This is a genomic window from Streptomyces sp. NPDC059850 (assembly GCF_042731515.1).
Taxonomy (GTDB): Bacteria; Actinomycetota; Actinomycetes; order Streptomycetales; family Streptomycetaceae; genus Streptomyces.
Genome location: NZ_JBHWJI010000002.1, coordinates 1 through 17,673 on the forward strand (window position 1 = coordinate 1; position 17,673 = coordinate 17,673).

Sequence of the window (17,673 nt, forward strand, 5' to 3'; positions counted from 1 at the left end):
ACGTAGATCACCAGGGCTATCTGGACCAGCAGCTTCTTGCTGAACAGATCGGAGAGCTTGCCCCACAGCGGGGTGGTGGCCGTCATGGCCAGCAGGGTCGCGGTGACCACCCAGGTGTAGGAGGACTGGCTGCCGTTGAGATCAGCGATGATCTCGGGAAGCGCGGCAGAGACGATGGTCGACGACAGGATCGCGACGAACATCCCGAGCAGCAGCCCGGACAGCGCCTCCATGATCTGCCGGTGGCTCATCGGTGCCGCGTCGTCGGCACCGTGGCCGTGGGGGCCGCGGTGTCCTCCTCCGCCATGCTTGGCGTGGGCGGGGCCGCCCGCGGGTCCCCGCACACCGCCGTCCGGTGTGGTCGTTGCCATGAATGTCCTTAACTTTGCGAAGGTGTACGGGTAGTGCTTTCGACCTGGTGCGGCAGGAGCCGGTGCCGGGTGTCACCGAAGCTCGTCCGCAGCCGGGCCAGAAGTTCGTTGAGGCGGCCGACGTCGTCGTCCGACCAGTCGCTCAGGCGGCACGCGAGCGCCTCCGTGTAGCGCTCGGACACCTGGCTGAGCAGTTTCAATCCGCTGGCGTTGATGCTCAGCAGCCGCGAGCGCCGGTCGAGCACGTCGGGCGTGCGATCCACCCAGCCGCGATCGACGACATGGGCCACATGGCGACTGGTGACCGACATATCGATGCCGAGCAGCTCGGCCAGTTTGCTCATGCGCATCTCGCCGTAGCGGTCGAGGAGCATGAGGACGACGGCCGAGCCGGCCGGGCAGTCGGCCGGGAGGGCCCGGCCGAGGTCGCGCTTGACGGTGCCGATGGCGCTGAGCTGACGGGCCAGTTCTTCGTACCGGCTCTGCGCTGCCATCGCACCTCCTTGACTTTAGGTTGCTTTAGGCAACCATAGAAGAAGTTAGTTGCTACAGGCAAATGACAGGGTGGGTTGGGGCGGTAAATTCCCCTTAAAGGCTTGTCCTCTTGTCAGTCAAATGGGGTCCTTGAGGTGTGTGGTGCCTCGTGTGACCCAGGGGTGGGCGGGAATCCGCTCGTTCGCTAGGGTCTGGGCCCATGGCGAACAACCCGCAGAGCCCTAACGGCAACCCCGATCCGGCCGGATCCACTCAGATGTTCCGTGCGTTCGTCGACGAGGGCGGACGGCAGCCGCAGACGGCGGCCCCGGCGAGCGGTGGCTCGCGGGTCGGCGTGATCGTCGGCGTGGTCGCCGCGATCGTCATCGTCGCGGCGGTGGCCTGGCTGGCGCTGGGCTGACCGGCCCGTCCGTTCAGGACGCCCGTTTCGGGGGTTTCCAGGGCTTCCAGTCGACGGAGACGTCCCGGGTCTCGATGTGCATCCCCAGCGGAACCCGCCAGGCGTCCACGCACACCTTCCAGGTCCGCTCCCGCTTCTGACCCGCGCCGATCGGCGCGGGCAGCTTCCTCTTCGACGTGAGCGTCGCCCAGTCGAGGCCGAGCGTGTCGATGACGTGGGTCGACAGCGTCACCGTGCCCGACATGACGGGCAGCCCACCGGTGTTGCGGAACTCGACGGTCACCTTCTCGCACCAGCGCTCGTCGGTCGCCTCGCGCTCGGGGTCGCCGACCTTCAGGGTGGCCGGTCCGCTGGGCGTGGACGGGGTGGAGGGCGCGGGAGACGTGGCGCCGGACGAGGGCGAGGGTGAGGGCGCGGGCTCGTCGTTCGTACGTCCGCCGGTGGGGCTCGTATCGCCGCCGCCGCCCGCTTCGCCGGTGCCCGGTGGGCTGGTGGTGGCCGAGGGCCGCTGGGGTGACGGTGCGGTGGGCGCGGGCGTGCCGGACCCTGCGGTCGGGGGCGCGCTGCCCTGGGCTCCGCCCGTACCGGCGGTCTCCGGTGCCCCGCTCCCTCTGATCTTCCCGTCCGTGTTCTTCCTGTTCGTGCCACCGCCGTCCTGATCGAGCGGCACCAGGTCCACGCCGCCCTCCGGGGGGACGGCCTTCGTCGGGGCCCGCCCGTCGCCGGGACCGGCCGCCCCGGTCGCGACATGGCCGCCGCCGTCTCCGGCGCAGCCGCTGAGCAGCGCGCCCAGGCACAGCGCGGCCGCCGAGGCGGCGATTGCCGTGCCTCGGCGGCCCGTTGTCCGGCTCCCCGCTGGTCGCATCGGGCCAGTGTGGCTGACGGCCCGTCAGGAGTACAGGGTCAGTCCGCGATGAGTCCCTCGCGCAGCTGGGCCAGGGTCCGGGTGAGCAGCCGGGAGACATGCATCTGGGAGATCCCGACCTCCTCGCCGATCTGGGACTGCGTCATGTTGGCGAAGAAGCGGAGCATGATGATCTGGCGCTCGCGCGGGGGCAGTTTGGCGAGGAGCGGCTTGAGCGACTCGCGGTACTCCACCCCCTCCAGGGCGCTGTCCTCGTACCCGAGCCGGTCGGCCAGGGAGCCCTCGCCGCCCTCGTCCTCCGGGGAGGGGGAGTCCAGCGAGGACGCGGTGTAGGCGTTGCCCACCGCGAGCCCGTCGACCACGTCCTCCTCGGAGACGCCGAGGGCCGCGGCCAGCTCGGGGACGGTCGGGGAGCGGTCGAGCCGCTGGGCCAGTTCGTCGCTGGCCTTGGTCAGCGCCAGCCGCAGCTCCTGCAGCCGCCGCGGCACCCGTACCGACCAGCTGGTGTCGCGGAAGAAGCGCTTGATCTCGCCCACGACGGTCGGCATCGCGAACGTGGGAAACTCCACGCCCCGTTCGCAGTCGAAACGGTCGATCGCCTTGATCAGACCGATCGTGCCGACCTGGACGATGTCCTCCATCGGCTCGTTGCGGCTGCGGAACCGGGCCGCCGCGTAGCGAACCAGCGGCAGGTTCAGCTCGATGAGGGTGTCACGTACATACCCGGCTTCCTCGCTGTCCCGGTCGAGTGCGGCAAGCCGCAGGAAGAGGGAGCGAGAGAGGGTGCGGGTGTCGATGGCGTCGCAGTCGTCAAGCACGTGCGGTGCGTCGTTGGTGAGCACCTTCGAGCTGCCCAGTTCTACGGACATGCCACCCCCTTGAGGTCGCGGACGGATCCCAGTTGCGCTCTCCGCGTTCAAACGCAGCCTCCCCCTGAATACCGGAGGTCGGGCCGCGGCAAACGCGACTCCAGCAGAATGTCACATGTCGGCAACACGCTGTAGCGCCATGTCGACATTACAGCGCCGAAGGGGCGGGGCGGGGGTCCCCCGTCACGATGACGGTTCGATCCGATTTGCGGATCTCAGCCTGGCGAAGCTGCGGGACAGCAGCCGCGACACATGCATCTGTGAGACACCCAACTCGGCGCTGATCTGAGATTGAGTCAGATTGCTGTAGTAACGGAGCAAAAGAATACGCTGCTCCCGCTCGGGCAGCTGTACGAGGAGGTGGCGCACCAAGTCGCGGTGCTCGACTCCGGCGAGCGCCGGGTCCTCGTAGCCGAGCCGGTCGACCAGCCCCGGCAGCCCGTCGCCCTCCTGGGCGGCCTCCAGTGAGGTGGCGTGGTACGAGCGCCCGGCCTCGATGCAGGCCAGCACCTCGTCCTCGCCCAGCCCCAGCCGTTCGGCGATCTCGGCGGTGGTGGGTGAGCGGCCGTGCAGCACCGTCAGATCCTCGGTCGCGCCGTTGACCTGCACCCATAGTTCGTGCAGGCGGCGCGGTACGTGCACGGTGCGGACGTTGTCGCGGAAGTAGCGCTTGATCTCGCCGACCACGGTCGGCATCGCGAAGGTCGGGAACTGGACGCCGCGCTCCGGGTCGAACCGGTCGATCGCGTTGATCAGGCCGATCGTGCCGACCTGGATCACGTCTTCCATGGGCTCGTTGCGGCTGCGGAAGCGGGCGGCGGCGTAGCGGACCAGCGGCAGGTTGGCCTCGATCAGCGCGTCGCGCACCCGGTTGTGCTCGGGGGTGCCGACGGTGAGGCCGGACAGCTCGGCGAAGAGCACCTGGGTGAGGGCTCTGGCGTCAGCCCCGCGGCTTCTGCCGCTCTCGCTGCCGCCGTCACCTCGGCCGCCATCGCCTTGGGGCGGGGTTCTGGGCGCGGTACGGGCCGACACGGTCACGCCACCCCTTCACGATGTACTCACCCGGCAAAGCGGTCATAGCATCACAAGACATGTGCACTGTGTGCAAGCACCGCTTTACTACGTGTTGGTGGCGAAATTGCCCCATAGTGGGGCAGCCGCTTCCGTCGGTACTCGGAAGGCGGAGCCGGTGATCACCCGGGTGCTGATCCCGGGCGGCGGGTCAGTTGACCAGTTCGCTCATGAACTCACCGACGCTCTTCGCGGCCTCCGATATGCCCTCGAACCCCACCTGGACGAGATCGGCCGCTCGTGCCGGGGTCTGGATGATCGTGTACAGCACGAAGACGATCAGCATGTAAAGCGCGATTTTCTTCGCCTGGGCCATCTCGTACTGCCTCTCCCGCCGTGTCCCCTGAGGTAATCGCGGCGGAGTCTATCCACACCGCACAAACATCAGTCTTATCAGTCCGATCATCTGGCAGGTGATCCACAGGTGCGGACTCCGTGGAGTGGGCGCCCGGGCGACGATGGGTGGACTCTGGAGGCGGGGCGGGCATCGAAGGCCGTGGAGGGAGGCGGAGATGCGGGTGGGAGTGCTGACGGGTGGCGGTGACTGCCCTGGGCTGAACGCGGCGATCCGCGGCATCGTCCGCAAGGGCGTCGAGGTGCACGGCCTCGACTTCGTCGGGGTGCGGGACGGCTGGCGCGGCGCCCTCGACGGCGGGATCGTGCCGCTGGACGTACCGGCCGTGCGCGGCATCCTGCCCCGTGGCGGGACGATTCTCGGGTCCTCCCGCACCAACCCGCTGGCCAGCGAGGACGGGGTGCGCCGGGTCCGGGAGACCCTCGCGGACTACGAGGTGGACGCGCTGATCGCCATCGGCGGCGAGGACACGCTCGGGGTCGCGGCGGCCCTCGCGGAGCAGGGGATCGACGTGGTCGGCGTGCCCAAGACCATCGACAACGACGTCGCGGGGACCGACAGCACCTTCGGCTTCGACACCGCGGTCAACATCGCCACGGAGGCCATCGACCGGCTGCACACCACCGCCGAGTCCCACACCCGCACCCTGGTCGTGGAGGTGATGGGCCGCCACGCGGGCTGGATAGCCCTGCACTCGGGCATCGCGGGCGGCGCCAACGTCATCCTCATACCCGAGCAGCCCTTCGACGTCGACCAGGTCTGCGGCTGGGTGGAGAGCCGCTTCAAGATCAGGTACGCGCCGATCGTGGTGGTGGCGGAAGGAGCCGTGCCGAAGGAGGGTCAGATGGTGGTCAAGGACTCGGCGCTGGACGAGTTCGGCCATGTGCGGCTGTCCGGTGTCGGGGAGTGGCTGGCCCGGGAGATAGCCGACCGCACCGGCAAGGAGGCCCGCACCACCGTGCTCGGGCACATACAGCGCGGCGGTACGCCCAGCGCCTTCGACCGCTGGCTGGCCACCCGCTTCGGGCTGCGCGCGGTCGACGCGGTGAAGGAGCGCCAGTTCGGGGTCATGGTCGCGCTGCGCGGTACGGACGTGGTGCGCGTACCGCTCGCCGAGGCCGCGGCCGGGATCAGGACCGTGGATCCCGCGCTCTACGCCGAGTTCGGCGTGTTTTTCGGGTGAGAGGCGGCTTCGGGTGAGAGGTGGCTTCGGGCGAGGCGCCTGCGGTCAGGCGGGGTGCGGGACCACGGCTACCGGGCAGTGGGCGTGGTGGAGGACCGCGTGGGTGACCGGGCCGAGGCGGCGCTCGGCCGGTCGTGGGCTCGTACGGCGTCCGACGACCAGCAGCCGGGCCCGCTCCGACGCCCGCACCAGCGCCTGGGCCGGGCCCAGCAGCACCACATCCGGCACCACCGTGACCTGAGGGTATTTCTCCCGCCACCCCCGCAGGGCGTCGGAGACCGCCTGGCTCTCCTGGTCCTCCCACAGGCCGCGGTCCTCCTCCAGCACGGTCAGCATCCAGGCGGACGGCGAGGCCGGGGGCAGCGCCCAGGCGTGCACGACCCGCAGCAGGGCGTCCCGCTCCCGGGCAGCGCGGAAGGCGAAGCCGATCGTCTCGTCCGCCGGGGCGTGCGCCGCGAAACCGGCCACCACCTCGTCCGCCGCCCCCTCCGCGTCCGGCGGCCGCGCCGCCGGGTCGGGCACGGTCACGACGGGGCAGTCCGCGGTGGCCGCCACGCGCAGCGCCACCGACCCGACCGCGAGGCCGTCGAAGCCGCCCCAGCCGCGCGCCCCGACGACCAGCAGTCCGGCGTCCGCCGAGGCCGCGAGCAGGGCCTCGTCGGGTTCGGTGTCGGTGTGTGTCCCCTCGACGTCGAGGCCGGGGTGGCGGGCCAGGAACGCGTCCACGGTCCGCCGCAGCATCTGCTCGCCCACCTGCTGCCACGCGTCCACCCCGGGCACCGGGGAGACCCTGCGCGGCAGCGGGGGACCCGCGTGGACGAGCAGCAGCCCGGCCCCACGGCGCAGCGCCTCCCGCGCCGCCCACTCCGCCGCCACCAGGCTGCGCTGTGAGCCGTCGACGCCCGCGACGACAGGGCCGGTCATCGCGTTCTCCCTCCCGGAGCGTGGATGGGGTTTTGCGTTTAGTCTAGATACGAGGGATATATCCGCGATGTGCGTGATGAGTCCCCGACTGAACCGCGAGGGGCAGCGGCCGCCCCCGGTCCGGGCCACCGGACCGGGGGCGGTTCTGCGTCTGCGGCCCTGTCGCGCCGGGGGCGCCGAATGGGGGTGCCGGAGGCGTCCCCCGAAGGTGGGGGCGGATGTCCGGGGTTCGGGGGACGCGGCGGCGTGAGGGGCGAGCGCAGGATGGGGTCGACGGAAGGGAAACGGACATGCGCTCGATCTCTTGGCATCTCACCTCGCGCCGCTCACGACTTGCCGCCGGATCCGTCGCCGTCGTGTCCGCCGTGGCGGTCCTGGGGACGGTCACCCCCTCCGCGCGGGCCGCGGCGGCGGAATACCGCCGCGAACCGGTCGGGAAGACCTCGGTACCGGCGTTCACCCCGGCCATCGGCCATGACCGCAGACATGTGGTCTCGCCCTCCAACGGGGGCCGGGCCTTCCAGGGCGACACCCCCGGCCTCTACTCCGGAGTCCCGGGCCGCCAGCCCTGTGACCGGCGGGAACTGATCCGCGACCTCAAGGCGTCCCCGAAGAAGGCCGCCGCCTGGAGCCGGGTCCAGCACATCCGGCCGCAGCGCGTACCGGTCTACGTCCACCGGCTCTCCGGTGTCGTCCTGCGCTCGGACACCTATGCCAGGACGTACGGCTACCAGGGCCGGGTGAAACCCGCGGCCACCGTGCTCCAGGCGGGCACCGCGGTGCTCGTCGACCGGCGGGGCATGCCCGTCGTGAAGTGCGCCTCCGGCAACCCCATCAGGGCGGCGGCCCCGAAGAAGGACGCCGAGACGAAGTTCACCGGTCCCGAATGGTCCGGCTTCTCCCGTAACGCGGTCACCGTCATCCGCCCGGCCCCGGACGCGGTCAAGCGGCTCACCCTGGTGACGGTCGGCAAGTCGGAGCTGTTCCGGCGGGTGATCGGTGAGGCCAAGGGCAAGAAGGGGCGGGACGTGGTGCTGTCCCCGGCCCGCTACCCGAAGTACCTGGCGATGCCGGGCGAGCAGAACGCCCCGAACCTGGCGGAGGCGCCGAAGAGGATCAAGCGCCACTCGCCGCTGGGCCTGGAGACGATCCGTCCGTCCGAGACCTCGTCGGCGGAGCCGTCCCAGCCGCCGGATCAGTCCCAGCAGCCCACGGACCCCGGTCAGCAGCAGCCGTCCGACCCGGGCCAGCAGCAGCCGTCCGACCCTGGGCAGCAGCAGCCGTCGGATCCGGCGCAGCAGCAGCCGCCGTCCCAGCCGCCGTCCGACCCGGCCCAGCAGAACCAGCAGCCCCCGCCCCCGCAGCAGCCCACGGATCCGGCCCAGCAGAACCAGCAGCAACCCCCGCCTCCGCCCCCTCCACAGCAACCCCCGCCTCCGCCCCCTCCACAGCAACCTCCACCCCAGCAGCCACCACAGCAACAGCCCCCGCCGCAGCCCCCGCAGTAACCCTCGGGGCAGAGCAGCACCAAGAAGCCGTCCCCGGTCTGGGAACAACCGGACCGGGGACGGCTGCGGCGTTGCGGCTACGGCATGCTGTGCGGCATGTCCTCGGATTCGATAGCCGCCTTACGCGAGAAGCCGCGAGCGGGGCTCCGGTGAAGGCCGCGCATACCGCGATCGCCGCCTGGGCGGGGCTGTGCCTGGCCGGGCTCGCCGCCACCTCCGTCCTCACCGCCGAGCCGTACGCGCAGAAGCCTGATTCCCCCTACGAGCAGGCGACGCCGACCCCGACGCCGGCAGCCACGCACACCGTGGACTGCCGACAGATCGCCGACGACATCGAGCGGGCCCGCGCCGAGGCCGATCGCCAGGTGCGGGAAGGGTTCTCGGGCAATATCACTGTCACGACGAGCGTGGTGCCGGAAGAGTGCGCGGGTGTACTCGAAGACCGCGGCCTGAAGGGCGACTGAGACAGACGGTCGCCGTGGCGCGGCTCTCTAGAACGGCATGCGGCCCCGGGCGCGGCGACCGGCGGCGCCGCTGCGGCCAACTGCCTTGGAGCTGCTGCGGAAGGGCTTGCTGAAGATCCGTCCCAGGATGCCGGGGGCCTTGTAGCCCGCGCGGGTTCCGGCGCCCAGGGTGCGCTGGGTGCCGCGTTCGGGGTGGCGGGACAGGCGCGGGACGAAGAAGGCCAGCACCGCCAGGACGACGCAAATGCCAACGATGGCGAAGATCATGGTGAAACACTCCTCTGTAGAGGCGTGCCCGCCGGGTACCCGCCTTGCCCGGCCGCATGCCCGCCCCGGCAACTGCCCATCTTCCCAGTCCACTTCGTGCATGGAACGATCAGGCGATGACCGATTTCCTGACATCAGAACACATCGCCCGCCGCTCCTCCGCCGCCCTCGACGCGGCGGTCGGAGCAGGCCGCGATCTCGGCCTCACCGTGACCGACGCCGCGGTCCTCCATGACCTGTTCTCCGTCGTCGTCCATCTCGCGCCCTCGCCGGTGGTGGTCCGGGTCCCCACCGTCCTGCCGCCCTCCGCGGACCTCGCGACCCAGGCCGCCCGCCAGCGGACCGAACTGGACGTGACCCGGTGGCTCGCGGACCAGGGGACGCCCGTGATCCCGCCGAGCCCTCTCGTGCCACGGGAACCCGTTCAGCGTGACGGCTTCTCGATGACGTTCTGGCAGTTCGTCGAGGAGGACCGGGACAAACAGCCCGACTACGCGGCGAACTCCGAAAGCGTCGCCGACCTGCACGCCGCGATGCGCGCCTACCCGGGCCGCCTGTCGTATCTGTCCGCGGCCGAACCGCGGTTCATCGCGGAGAGTCTCGCTCTGCTCGAAAAGCGCCCCGACCTGCTCAGCCCGGCCGATCTGGACCGCGCACGCCGCGAGTGGCAGGTGCTGGAGCCGCTCACGGGCTCGCGCACGGTCTTCGAGACGAGGTTCCCGGGGGTCGATCTCCAGCCCGTCCACGGCGACTCCCCGCCCGCGAACATCTTCTCCGGGGCGGACGGGGACCTCTACGCCGACTTCGAGCTGGTCACGTTGGGCCCCGTCGAATGGGACCTGGCCGGTCTCGGGCCCGACCTCGAAGCCGCGTACAACCGTGGCGCGGAGCGCAACGGAATGAGGCCGCTGAACCAGGACGTCATGCGCTTCGTGAACGCCGTGGGCATGCTGCGGGCCATCTCCTGCCTCGCGCTCACGCCGCAGCTGCCCGTATTGGCGGACTACGTGAAACCGGCCGTCGACCAGTGGCGCACGCTGCCGTTCGCCGGTGGCCTGGCCGACTGACACCACCTCCGCGCCCACAAGGCGTCTACAGCCACAGGAGGCGGAGGTGGTCGGGGGTGCTCGTGGTCATCGGTGCTCTTCCTTGCGAGTCGGGGCGGGCGCGGGTGCGTGCGTGGGCGCGGGCGCTGAGGGGGCGCTCCAGCTGGCGAGCAGGGCCAGGGCTTCGGCGGACGGCGAGCCCGCTTCCGCCGTGTAGAGGCAGAGGGTCTGGTCGGGGTCGGCGGGGAAGGCCAGGGTTTCGTGGTGGAGGGTGAGGCTCCCGACGGTGGGGTGGCGGAAGTGCTGCTCGCCGTGGGCGCACTGGGCGACGCGGTGGGTGTCCCACCAGGCGCGGAACTCGGGCACCTTGACGAGGAACTCCCCGATCAGCTCGTTGAACCGCGTGTCGTCCGGGTGGTGCGCGGCGACCAGGCGGAGGTTGGCGACGACGATCTCGGCGACCTCGTCCCAGTTCTCGTACCGCTCGCGGGCGGCCGGGTCGAGCAGGACGAACCGCGCGAAGTTGCGCTCCCGGTACGGCAGCGCGTCGAAGTCGGTGATCAGGGCGCGGGCGAGCCGGTTGGAGCCGATCACGTCCTGGCGGTGGTCGGTGACGAAGGCGGGGGTGACCTCGCCCAGGACGTCGAGCATCCGGTGCACCGCGGGCCGGGCCCGCGCGGCGCGGGCGGTACGGCGGCGGTGTGGGCCTGCGGGGCGGGGCCGGGCGAGGGTGAACAGGTAGTCGCGTTCGTCGTCGTCCAGGCGCAGGGCGTGGGCGACGGAGGTCAGCACGGCCTCGGAGACGTGGGGATGGCGGCCCTGTTCGAGGCGGGTGTAGTAGTCGGTGCTGACACCGGCCAGCAGGGCGACCTCCTCGCGCCGCAGCCCGGGAACACGGCGCGCACCGGGCCCGGGCGCCAGGTCGGCGGCGTCGGGGGTGAGGCGTGCGCGACGGGAGCGCAGGAAGTCGCCGAGTTCGCGGTTGTGCTCCATCCCTCCAGTATCGAAGGGCCGGGGGCGCGCCGTACGGGGTCAGGGTGGCCCAGCTGGACCCAGGCTCGCCGGACGGCTACACGCGCCTCGTCTGGCGTTGGGCGGGCTCCGCCGCCAGGCTGGCCAGGAGCTTGAGCCGGTCCTCGGAGGCGCTGCCCGGCTCGGCGGTGTAGAAGGTCAGCTCGTGCACCGACCGGTGGGACGTGGGCAGGTCCAGGGACCGGTACGTCAGCTCCAGACGGCCGACATCCGGGTGCTGCAGGGGCTTGATGCCGTCATGGCGGATGCGGACGTCGTGCGCAGCCCACATCGTGCGGAAGTCGGGGCTGAGCGTGGACAGCTCGCCGATGAGGTCGCGCAGGGCCCGGTCGTGGGGTTCGCGCCCGGCCTCGGCGCGCAGCAGGGCGACGGTGGTGCGGGCGGCGGCGTCCCAGTCGACGAAGAAGTGGTGGGCGCCGGGGTCGAGGAAGTGGAAGCGGGCGATGTTGGCGCGGCCGCGCCGGTCGGTGGTCTCGCTGTCGAACATCGGCGCGTGCAGGGCCCGGGCCAGCGGGTTGGTCGCGACGACATCCATGCGGCCGTTGCGTACGAAGGCGGCGGACAGCGCGACGGAGTCGAGCAGCCACTGCACGGGCCCCGGAACCTCGACGTCCTTGCGACGGGACGGCGTGCGGCGGGCGGGGCGGGCCGCGCGGGCCAGGTCGAACAGATAGGTGCGTTCGTCCTCGTCCAGCCGCAGGGCCTGGGCGACCGCGTTGAGCACGTCTTCGGATACGCCGCTGATGTGGCCCTTCTCCAGCCGCGTGTACCACTCGGTGCTCACACCGGCGAGCACCGCGACTTCCTCCCGCCGCAGCCCCGGGACCCGGCGACGGCCGCTGGTCGGCAGCCCGACCTGCTCCGGGGTGATCTTCGCGCGCCGACTGGCGAGGAAGTCCCGGATCTCGGAGCGGTTGTCGGCGCGGTCGCTGGCACGGCTGCCGGTGCGGTCGCCGGTTGGGTGGTCCATGCGTTCCACGGTAGTCACGGACATCCGGGGAGGGAGGTTGAGCTTGTACCCCCCATAAACGCAGCCTTCCTCGGGCGCGACGCGAGCGGTTTCGTGGGCCGAGCACCTCGATCACGACCACCGTTGCGGAGACGAAGTAATGAGCACGCGAGGAGGGACCCTCCCGGCCCCCGCCCCCACCGGCGTACCGGAGCACCACGCGCGGCCGCCCGCCCGGCTGCCTCCCGTCGTCTACGCGCTGGCGCTGGGCACGTTCCTGATGGGCACGGCCGAGTTCGTCGTGGCGGGCCTGCTGCCGGAGATCGCCGGTGATCTGCGCGTGGGCATGGCCCAGGCCGGAATGCTGATCACGGTCTTCGCGGCCGGGATGATCGTCGGCGCGCCGCTGATGGCGATGCTCACGCTGCGGCTGCCCCGGCGGCTGACGCTGATGCTCGCCCTGGGGATCTTCGCGGCCGGGCATGTCGTCGTCGGGCTCGGCTCCAGCTTCGGGCTGCTGCTGGCGGCGCGGTTTCTGACGGCGCTGGCGACCGGAGCGTTCTGGGCGGTGGCCAACGTGGTCGCCGCGGACGCCGCCGGTCCCGCGTCGAGTTCCCGCGCCCTGGGCGTCGTGGGCTCCGGCGCGATGCTCGCCAATGTCGTCGGGGTGCCGCTCGGCGCGTTCGCGGGGCAGCTCATGGGCTGGCGGGGACCGTTCTGGGCCCTCGCGGTCCTCGCGGTGGCCGCCATGGCGCTCATGGCCCGCTGCGTCCCGCACGACGACGGCGGCGGCGGTCAGCAGACGGTGTCCGTACGGTCCGAGCTGTCCGCCCTGCGGTCGGGCCGCCTGTGGCTGGCGCTGGCGGCCTGCGCGACCACGACCGGCGGTGTCCTGTCCGCGTACTCCTACATCTCACCGCTGCTGACCGAGCGGGCCGGTCTTGACGCCGGTCTCGTACCGCTGGTGCTCGTCGGCTTCGGCGTCGGCGCGCTGGCGGGCTTCCTCGTCGGCGGCCGTATCGGAGACCGGCGCCCGCACGCGACGACGATCGTCGCGGCCGCGGTGACCACGGTCCTGCTGCTGGCGATCTGCCTGCTCTCCGGCTACGCCGCGCCGACGGCCGCGCTGGTTGCCCTGCTCGGGCTCTTCGGGCTCGGCGCCAACCCGGTGCTGATCTCGCTGGGCGTCCGCTACGCGGGCCGGGCGCCCACCCTCGGGTCCGCGCTCGTCGTCTCGGCGTTCAACGTCGGTACCGCGCTCGGCTCGCGGATCGCCGGATACGCCCTCGACTCCACCCTCAGGGCCACCGGACCCGCCGTGGTCGGCGCCGCCATCGCCGCGCTGACCCTCGTGCCCACGGTCGCCATGGCCGTCATCCAGCGCCGCCGCTCCGCGTCACGCGTCGTCGCACACCACGCGTAACACCTGTACCCATCACGCACCACCCCGAGGAGAACACTCATGCGCGCCACCCTCATGTACGGGGCCGGTGACGTCCGCGTCGAGGACGTACCGGACTCCGTCATCAAGCAGCCCACCGACGCCCTCGTCCGCGTCACCGCCTCCTGCGTCTGCGGCAGCGACCTGTGGCCGTACGGCTCGATGTCCCCGGCGGACGGTCCCGCCCGGATGGGGCACGAGTTCATCGGCGTCGTCGACGCCACCGGCTCCGACGTGACCACCGTCAGGAAGGGCGACCTGGTCGTCGCCCCGTTCGCCTTCTCGGACGGCACCTGCGCGTTCTGCCGGGAGGGGCTGCACACGTCCTGCGTCCACGGCACCTTCTGGGACATGGAGCCCGACGAGGGCGGCCAGGCCGAGGCGGTCCGGGTGCCGTTCGCCGACGGCACGCTCGTGAGGCTCCCCGTCGCCGCCGACTCGGCGCTCATACCGTCCCTGCTGACCCTCTCGGACGTCTTCGGCACCGGTTACCACGCCGCCGTCGCGGGCGGCGTCAGCGAGCGCACCCGCGTCACCGTGATCGGCGACGGGGCGGTCGGGCTCATGGCCGTGCTGTCGGCGAAGCGCCTCGGCGCCGAGCAGATCATCCTGATGGGGCGCCACCAGGCGCGTACCGACCTCGGCCGGGAGTTCGGCGCCACCGACGTCGTCTCCGCCCGTGGCGAGGAGGGCATCGCCCGGGTCCGCGAGCTGACCGGCGGCCACGGCACCCACGTCGTCCTGGAGGCGGTCGGCAACATGCCCGCGTACGAGCAGTCGGTCGGTGTCGTCCGCCCGGGCGGCGTCATCAGCCGGGTCGGCGTTCCGCAGTACGAGGACGCGCCGATCGGCTTCGGCAGCCTCTTCGCCCACAACATCCGCCTGGCCGGGGGACCCGCCCCGGCGCGCGCCTACATGGCGGAGCTGATGCCCGACATCCTGGACGGCACCATCGAGCCCGGGAAGGTCTTCGACGCCACGACCGGCCTCGACGGCGTCCCCGCCGGATACCGGGACATGGCCGACCGCACGAGCCTCAAGGTCCTCATCAAGCCCTGACGCGCTCCCGTCGGAATTTTGGAACGGAGCGCTCCGCTCCGATAAGGTCGCCGCACCATGAACCCGTTCCGCCCAGACGGAGGACAGATGAAGGCGACGACCAGGCCGACGGCCCTGGTGACCGGCGGCAGCCGGGGGATAGGCGCGGCGACTTCGCTGGAGCTGGCGGCCCGCGGCTACCGCGTGGCCGTGAACTACTTCTCGAACCGCGAGGCGGCCGACCAGGTGGTCAAGCTCATCGAGGCCGACGGAGGCGAAGCCCTCGCCCTGCGAGCCGATGTGCACGACCCCGGCCAGGCGGCCGAACTCCTCCGGCGCTCTGCGGTCGACGGGCGCCTGGACGTCCTCGTCTGCAACGCCGGTGCCAGCTTCGTCCCCACCCCCGTGCGGGACCTCGCCTGGGACGACTTCAAGGCGAAGGTGACGGACGAACTCGCGTCCGTCTACACCCTCACCCAGCAGGCGCTGGCCGTCATGGGCGCCCAGGGGCGGGGCCGGATCGTGTACGTCTCCAGCGCCGTGGCCGACGGTCCGCCCGCCCCGGGCATGGCGGCCCACGGGGCCGCCAAGTCCGCGCTGAACACCTTCGCCCGCTTCGTCGCCCACGAGGCCGGTCCGCTCGGCGTCAACGTCAACGTCGTGGCACCGGGCTTCGTCCGCACCGAGGCCAGCGCCGGGATGCCGGAGGAGTTCAAGCGGAGGCTGGCGGACCGTACGCCGCTCGGGCGGGTCGCGGAGGCGGAGGACGTGGCCCGCGCGATCGCCATGCTCGTCGGCGCGGAGGCGGGCTTCGTCACCGGCGAGATCCTCACCGTCGACGGGGGCCTCAACGTGGCGCGGGCGTAGGGAAGAATGCCGCACCATGGGTGACACGCACGCCGGTACGGCACACTCCGGTACGCCGCACGCCGGTATGCCGCACGCCGGTACGCCGCGCGGCCGACAGCGGGAGGCGGACCGCAACGACGCCCGCCTCATGCGCGCCGCGCGCGAGGTCTTCGCCGAACTCGGCTGGGACGCCCCCGTATCGGAGATCGCCCGTCGCGCCGGTATCGGCATGGGCAGCCTCTACCGCCGCTACCCCAGCAAGGAACTGCTGGCCCAGCGGATGCGGATCGTGGCGATGGAACAGCTCGTCACCCAGGTGCGTACGGCCCTCGCCGAAGAGCCCGACCCCTGGGCGGCCTTCGCCCGCTTCCTGCGGGACGCGCTGTCCGTCCAGGACCCCGGCGGTCCGCTGCTCCCCCTGATCGGCGGGCGGCTACCGGCCACGGACGACGTCGCGGACGCCGCCGCACGGCTACGGTCCGCCCTCGACGACCTGGTGGCGCCCGCGCACCGGGCCGGGGTGCTGCGGGCCGACTTCACCTCCGCCGACATCCCCTTGCTGCTGGAGCACCTCACCGCGCGGATGCCCCTCACCGGGGAGCGTGCCACCGCGCTCCACCTGCGCTACCTCGACCTGGTCCTCGCCGGGCTGCGCACCCCGGCGGCCGCGCCCGCCGACCCGCCCACCGCCCTTCCGGGTCCGGCACCGCACTGGGCCGAACTCCGGGACCTGTGGAACGCCCCCGAGGAGGCGGCTCAGTCGTCCCAGGGCTCGAACCGTTCCTAAAGACTGAGTGGTAGTGAGTCCTGGTTCCAGGACTCGTGCTCAGCCGGGTGCCCCGGACGGTGTTGGGCACCCTGGTCGCCCGCTTTCGCTCCGCGTCCGGCGTCGACGGATCGTGTCCGTGGTCCGGGAATGCGGGGGCGGGTTTCCTCACGCCCCGGGAGGCCCGATGCGGCCTGGACGGTCCGATGCCCCGCACCATCGCTCTGGTGGTGCGGGGGCGGTGCCGTCCGTCGCCGGATCGGGTGCCCCAGGGCGCGCCTTCCGATCGCCACCGCTGCCGCATGGTGGCGAGTGGTCTTCCTGTTCTGGCTGGTGAGGGGCTTTTGCCAGTGTTGGGCGCCCCACTTGGAGGTGTACGCGGGGTCGATGGCCACGATGGTGATGCCGAGCTCGGCGGCCATCGATACGAGCCGTGCCCGCAGTTTGGAGGTGGGCATGCCGGAGATCAGCTCGCGGAACCGCTTCCGCCGCCCGTGCTTCTCGCGGGTCTTGTCCGCCTGGAAGTCCAGATCCTCGATCGCGATGCTCAGGCCGTGGCGCTTGGCCCAGTGCAGCAGGCGCACCAGCGCGTGCCGTACGTGGGCGTCGCGGTAGGTGGCTGGTCCGTTCAGGTCGAAGGCGAACCGGCGCGGGTCGCCGACCGGGTTGCCGCAGTTGTCCAGGCGCCACGCCGCGAGGTGGTCGGCGTTGGTGTCGATGCCGATCAGGCCACCGGCGCGGGCGTGGGCCAGTGGAATGGTCTTGACTTGGGGGATCGCCCAGGAGGCGGTGATATACCAGCGGTGGCGGGCCACGTCCAGATGGATGCGGTAGGCCACAGCCCGGTTCGCCGCCACACGGTCGGCCCACTCCACACCCCGGTGACGGAAGGCGACAGCGCCGGTGAGGACATACCTGCCGTGCGCTGCGTTCGCCAGATGCGCCAGCGGCGCCGGAAGCTTGATACTGACCTGACCGTCCGGGCTGACGCGGATCGTCTCGTTCCCCAGCCGCTTCCCGCTCTCACCATCGGCCTGAAGGAACCAGCGTTCAGCCTCCCACCGCTGCCGCCACCCGGCCTCGGTGAGCTGCGCCTGTGCGAGGTAGTGGCGGTTGCGGGCCAGCCGCTTTCCCCCTCGCACCACGCGCACACGGCCCGCTTCGCGGTCGGCACGCGCGGCAGCGAGCCGGTCCCGCAGGAGGCGCAGGCGGCGCGATTTGGTGAACCACTCCTGCCGGGTGCGGTAGCCGCCTGGGCTCCGCTTCGTTCCCTTCGAACCCACCGGCAGCGACAACCGGTCCGCGATGGCGCGCACACCGGCTTCCAGAGTCTGGATGTGGGCGTACTGCGCACGCCGCGATAACGCCCACTGGTCGTGCGTGGCCTTGGTGATACTGCCCGCCCACCGCGACGAGGAATCCCCGGTCACAGCGCGTTTACGCGCCGCCCACGAGTCCGCGGAGTGCTCCAGCCCCTCGGCACAGCGCCGCTTGAGGTCGCGCGCAGCCAGTGTTCCAAGATGCGCGCCGATCAGCCGCAGCGCCTCCTCGTCCCTCGCGGTCAGGCCCTTGAGCCGCGTACGGATCGCGACACCGGACGGACCGGGGACGACGAACGGCGCCGACAGCTCACGCAGCACACCCACCCCGTCCCCCTCCCTCCCGTTCCGCGAGCCCGGCGGCAACACGCCCATCACCCACCCAACGACCACACCCGCGAAAAGGTCACGCTTTCGATCAGGGAACCCCCGTTCCCTCCTGTGGAATCGCGCAGTCCACA

Annotated in this window: 20 protein-coding genes; 9 read left to right on the forward strand and 11 right to left on the reverse strand. The window is 71.6% G+C overall.

The window, feature by feature from the left end; genetic code table 11:
* Nucleotides 1–371: MFS transporter (locus ACFV9T_RS01935; protein WP_385436135.1), on the reverse strand; the 371-nt coding region annotated here is incomplete at its 3' end.
* 8 nt (nucleotides 372–379) lie between these two features.
* Nucleotides 380–865: a MarR family winged helix-turn-helix transcriptional regulator gene (locus ACFV9T_RS01940; RefSeq protein WP_385436136.1), complete on the reverse strand. Its 486-nt coding sequence runs from the start codon at nucleotides 863–865 to the stop codon at nucleotides 380–382.
* Nucleotides 866–1,065: 200 nt separating this feature from the next.
* Between ACFV9T_RS01940 and ACFV9T_RS01945 the strand changes: the two genes are divergently transcribed.
* Nucleotides 1,066–1,266, forward strand: a complete 201-nt coding sequence (locus ACFV9T_RS01945; RefSeq protein ID WP_385436137.1) for a hypothetical protein — start codon at nucleotides 1,066–1,068, stop codon at nucleotides 1,264–1,266.
* A 13-nt stretch (nucleotides 1,267–1,279) separates the two neighbouring features.
* On the opposite strand, the gene ACFV9T_RS01950 is transcribed toward ACFV9T_RS01945, so the two are convergent.
* The 4 genes from ACFV9T_RS01950 to ACFV9T_RS01965 form a co-directional block, all read right to left on the reverse strand.
* Nucleotides 1,280–2,131: a hypothetical protein gene (locus ACFV9T_RS01950; RefSeq protein WP_385436138.1), complete on the reverse strand. Its 852-nt coding sequence runs from the start codon at nucleotides 2,129–2,131 to the stop codon at nucleotides 1,280–1,282.
* Nucleotides 2,132–2,169: 38 nt separating this feature from the next.
* The gene (locus ACFV9T_RS01955) at nucleotides 2,170–3,000 is read right to left on the reverse strand and encodes an RNA polymerase sigma factor SigF (protein ID WP_385436139.1); all 831 of its coding nucleotides are present in this window, start codon (nucleotides 2,998–3,000) and stop codon (nucleotides 2,170–2,172) included.
* A gap of 183 nt (nucleotides 3,001–3,183) precedes the next feature.
* A complete protein-coding gene (locus ACFV9T_RS01960) occupies nucleotides 3,184–4,038 on the reverse strand; it encodes an RNA polymerase sigma factor SigF (RefSeq protein ID WP_385436140.1) in 855 nt (284 codons plus the stop codon).
* A gap of 184 nt (nucleotides 4,039–4,222) precedes the next feature.
* The gene (locus tag ACFV9T_RS01965; RefSeq protein ID WP_009716632.1) at nucleotides 4,223–4,387 is read right to left on the reverse strand and encodes a hypothetical protein; all 165 of its coding nucleotides are present in this window, start codon (nucleotides 4,385–4,387) and stop codon (nucleotides 4,223–4,225) included.
* Between the two features lie 196 nt (nucleotides 4,388–4,583).
* On the opposite strand from ACFV9T_RS01965, the gene ACFV9T_RS01970 reads away from it, so the two are divergent.
* Complete coding sequence (locus ACFV9T_RS01970) at nucleotides 4,584–5,609, forward strand: 6-phosphofructokinase (RefSeq protein ID WP_385436141.1); 1,026 nt, start codon at nucleotides 4,584–4,586, stop codon at nucleotides 5,607–5,609.
* A 45-nt stretch (nucleotides 5,610–5,654) separates the two neighbouring features.
* Here the strand turns inward: ACFV9T_RS01970 and ACFV9T_RS01975 are convergent, their stop codons facing one another.
* Nucleotides 5,655–6,533, reverse strand: coding sequence for a universal stress protein (locus ACFV9T_RS01975; RefSeq protein ID WP_385436142.1), 879 nt, complete (start codon nucleotides 6,531–6,533; stop codon nucleotides 5,655–5,657).
* Nucleotides 6,534–6,823: 290 nt separating this feature from the next.
* Here ACFV9T_RS01975 and ACFV9T_RS01980 point away from each other — a divergent pair, with 290 nt between their 5' ends.
* Nucleotides 6,824–8,041: a DUF6777 domain-containing protein gene (locus ACFV9T_RS01980; protein WP_385436143.1), complete on the forward strand. Its 1,218-nt coding sequence runs from the start codon at nucleotides 6,824–6,826 to the stop codon at nucleotides 8,039–8,041.
* 149 nt (nucleotides 8,042–8,190) lie between these two features.
* Entirely contained in the window at nucleotides 8,191–8,505 is a 315-nt protein-coding gene (locus tag ACFV9T_RS01985; protein ID WP_385436144.1) for a hypothetical protein, read from the forward strand.
* Between the two features lie 27 nt (nucleotides 8,506–8,532).
* Here the strand turns inward: ACFV9T_RS01985 and ACFV9T_RS01990 are convergent, their stop codons facing one another.
* Nucleotides 8,533–8,772, reverse strand: a complete 240-nt coding sequence (locus ACFV9T_RS01990; protein WP_385436145.1) for a DUF6411 family protein — start codon at nucleotides 8,770–8,772, stop codon at nucleotides 8,533–8,535.
* A gap of 116 nt (nucleotides 8,773–8,888) precedes the next feature.
* On the opposite strand from ACFV9T_RS01990, the gene ACFV9T_RS01995 reads away from it, so the two are divergent.
* The gene (locus ACFV9T_RS01995) at nucleotides 8,889–9,839 is read left to right on the forward strand and encodes a phosphotransferase (protein ID WP_385436146.1); all 951 of its coding nucleotides are present in this window, start codon (nucleotides 8,889–8,891) and stop codon (nucleotides 9,837–9,839) included.
* A 66-nt stretch (nucleotides 9,840–9,905) separates the two neighbouring features.
* Here the strand turns inward: ACFV9T_RS01995 and ACFV9T_RS02000 are convergent, their stop codons facing one another.
* Nucleotides 9,906–10,811, reverse strand: a complete 906-nt coding sequence (locus ACFV9T_RS02000; RefSeq protein WP_385436147.1) for a helix-turn-helix transcriptional regulator — start codon at nucleotides 10,809–10,811, stop codon at nucleotides 9,906–9,908.
* A gap of 76 nt (nucleotides 10,812–10,887) precedes the next feature.
* Nucleotides 10,888–11,820, reverse strand: a complete 933-nt coding sequence (locus ACFV9T_RS02005; protein ID WP_385436148.1) for a helix-turn-helix transcriptional regulator — start codon at nucleotides 11,818–11,820, stop codon at nucleotides 10,888–10,890.
* Between the two features lie 139 nt (nucleotides 11,821–11,959).
* Here ACFV9T_RS02005 and ACFV9T_RS02010 point away from each other — a divergent pair, with 139 nt between their 5' ends.
* The 4 genes from ACFV9T_RS02010 (at nucleotide 11,960) to ACFV9T_RS02025 (ending at nucleotide 15,914) form a co-directional block, all read left to right on the forward strand.
* Entirely contained in the window at nucleotides 11,960–13,222 is a 1,263-nt protein-coding gene (locus tag ACFV9T_RS02010) for an MFS transporter (RefSeq protein ID WP_385436149.1), read from the forward strand.
* A gap of 39 nt (nucleotides 13,223–13,261) precedes the next feature.
* Nucleotides 13,262–14,299: a zinc-dependent alcohol dehydrogenase family protein gene (locus ACFV9T_RS02015; protein WP_385436150.1), complete on the forward strand. Its 1,038-nt coding sequence runs from the start codon at nucleotides 13,262–13,264 to the stop codon at nucleotides 14,297–14,299.
* Between the two features lie 87 nt (nucleotides 14,300–14,386).
* Nucleotides 14,387–15,145: an SDR family oxidoreductase gene (locus tag ACFV9T_RS02020; RefSeq protein WP_385436151.1), complete on the forward strand. Its 759-nt coding sequence runs from the start codon at nucleotides 14,387–14,389 to the stop codon at nucleotides 15,143–15,145.
* Between the two features lie 16 nt (nucleotides 15,146–15,161).
* The gene (locus ACFV9T_RS02025; RefSeq protein ID WP_385436152.1) at nucleotides 15,162–15,914 is read left to right on the forward strand and encodes a TetR/AcrR family transcriptional regulator; all 753 of its coding nucleotides are present in this window, start codon (nucleotides 15,162–15,164) and stop codon (nucleotides 15,912–15,914) included.
* Here ACFV9T_RS02025 and ACFV9T_RS02030 read toward each other — a convergent pair.
* On the reverse strand, nucleotides 15,911–17,539 hold the full coding sequence (locus ACFV9T_RS02030; RefSeq protein ID WP_385436153.1) for an IS200/IS605 family accessory protein TnpB-related protein: 1,629 nt from the start codon (nucleotides 17,537–17,539) through the stop codon (nucleotides 15,911–15,913). The genes ACFV9T_RS02025 and ACFV9T_RS02030 overlap by 4 nt on opposite strands.
* Nucleotides 17,540–17,673: the final 134 nt, after the last annotated feature.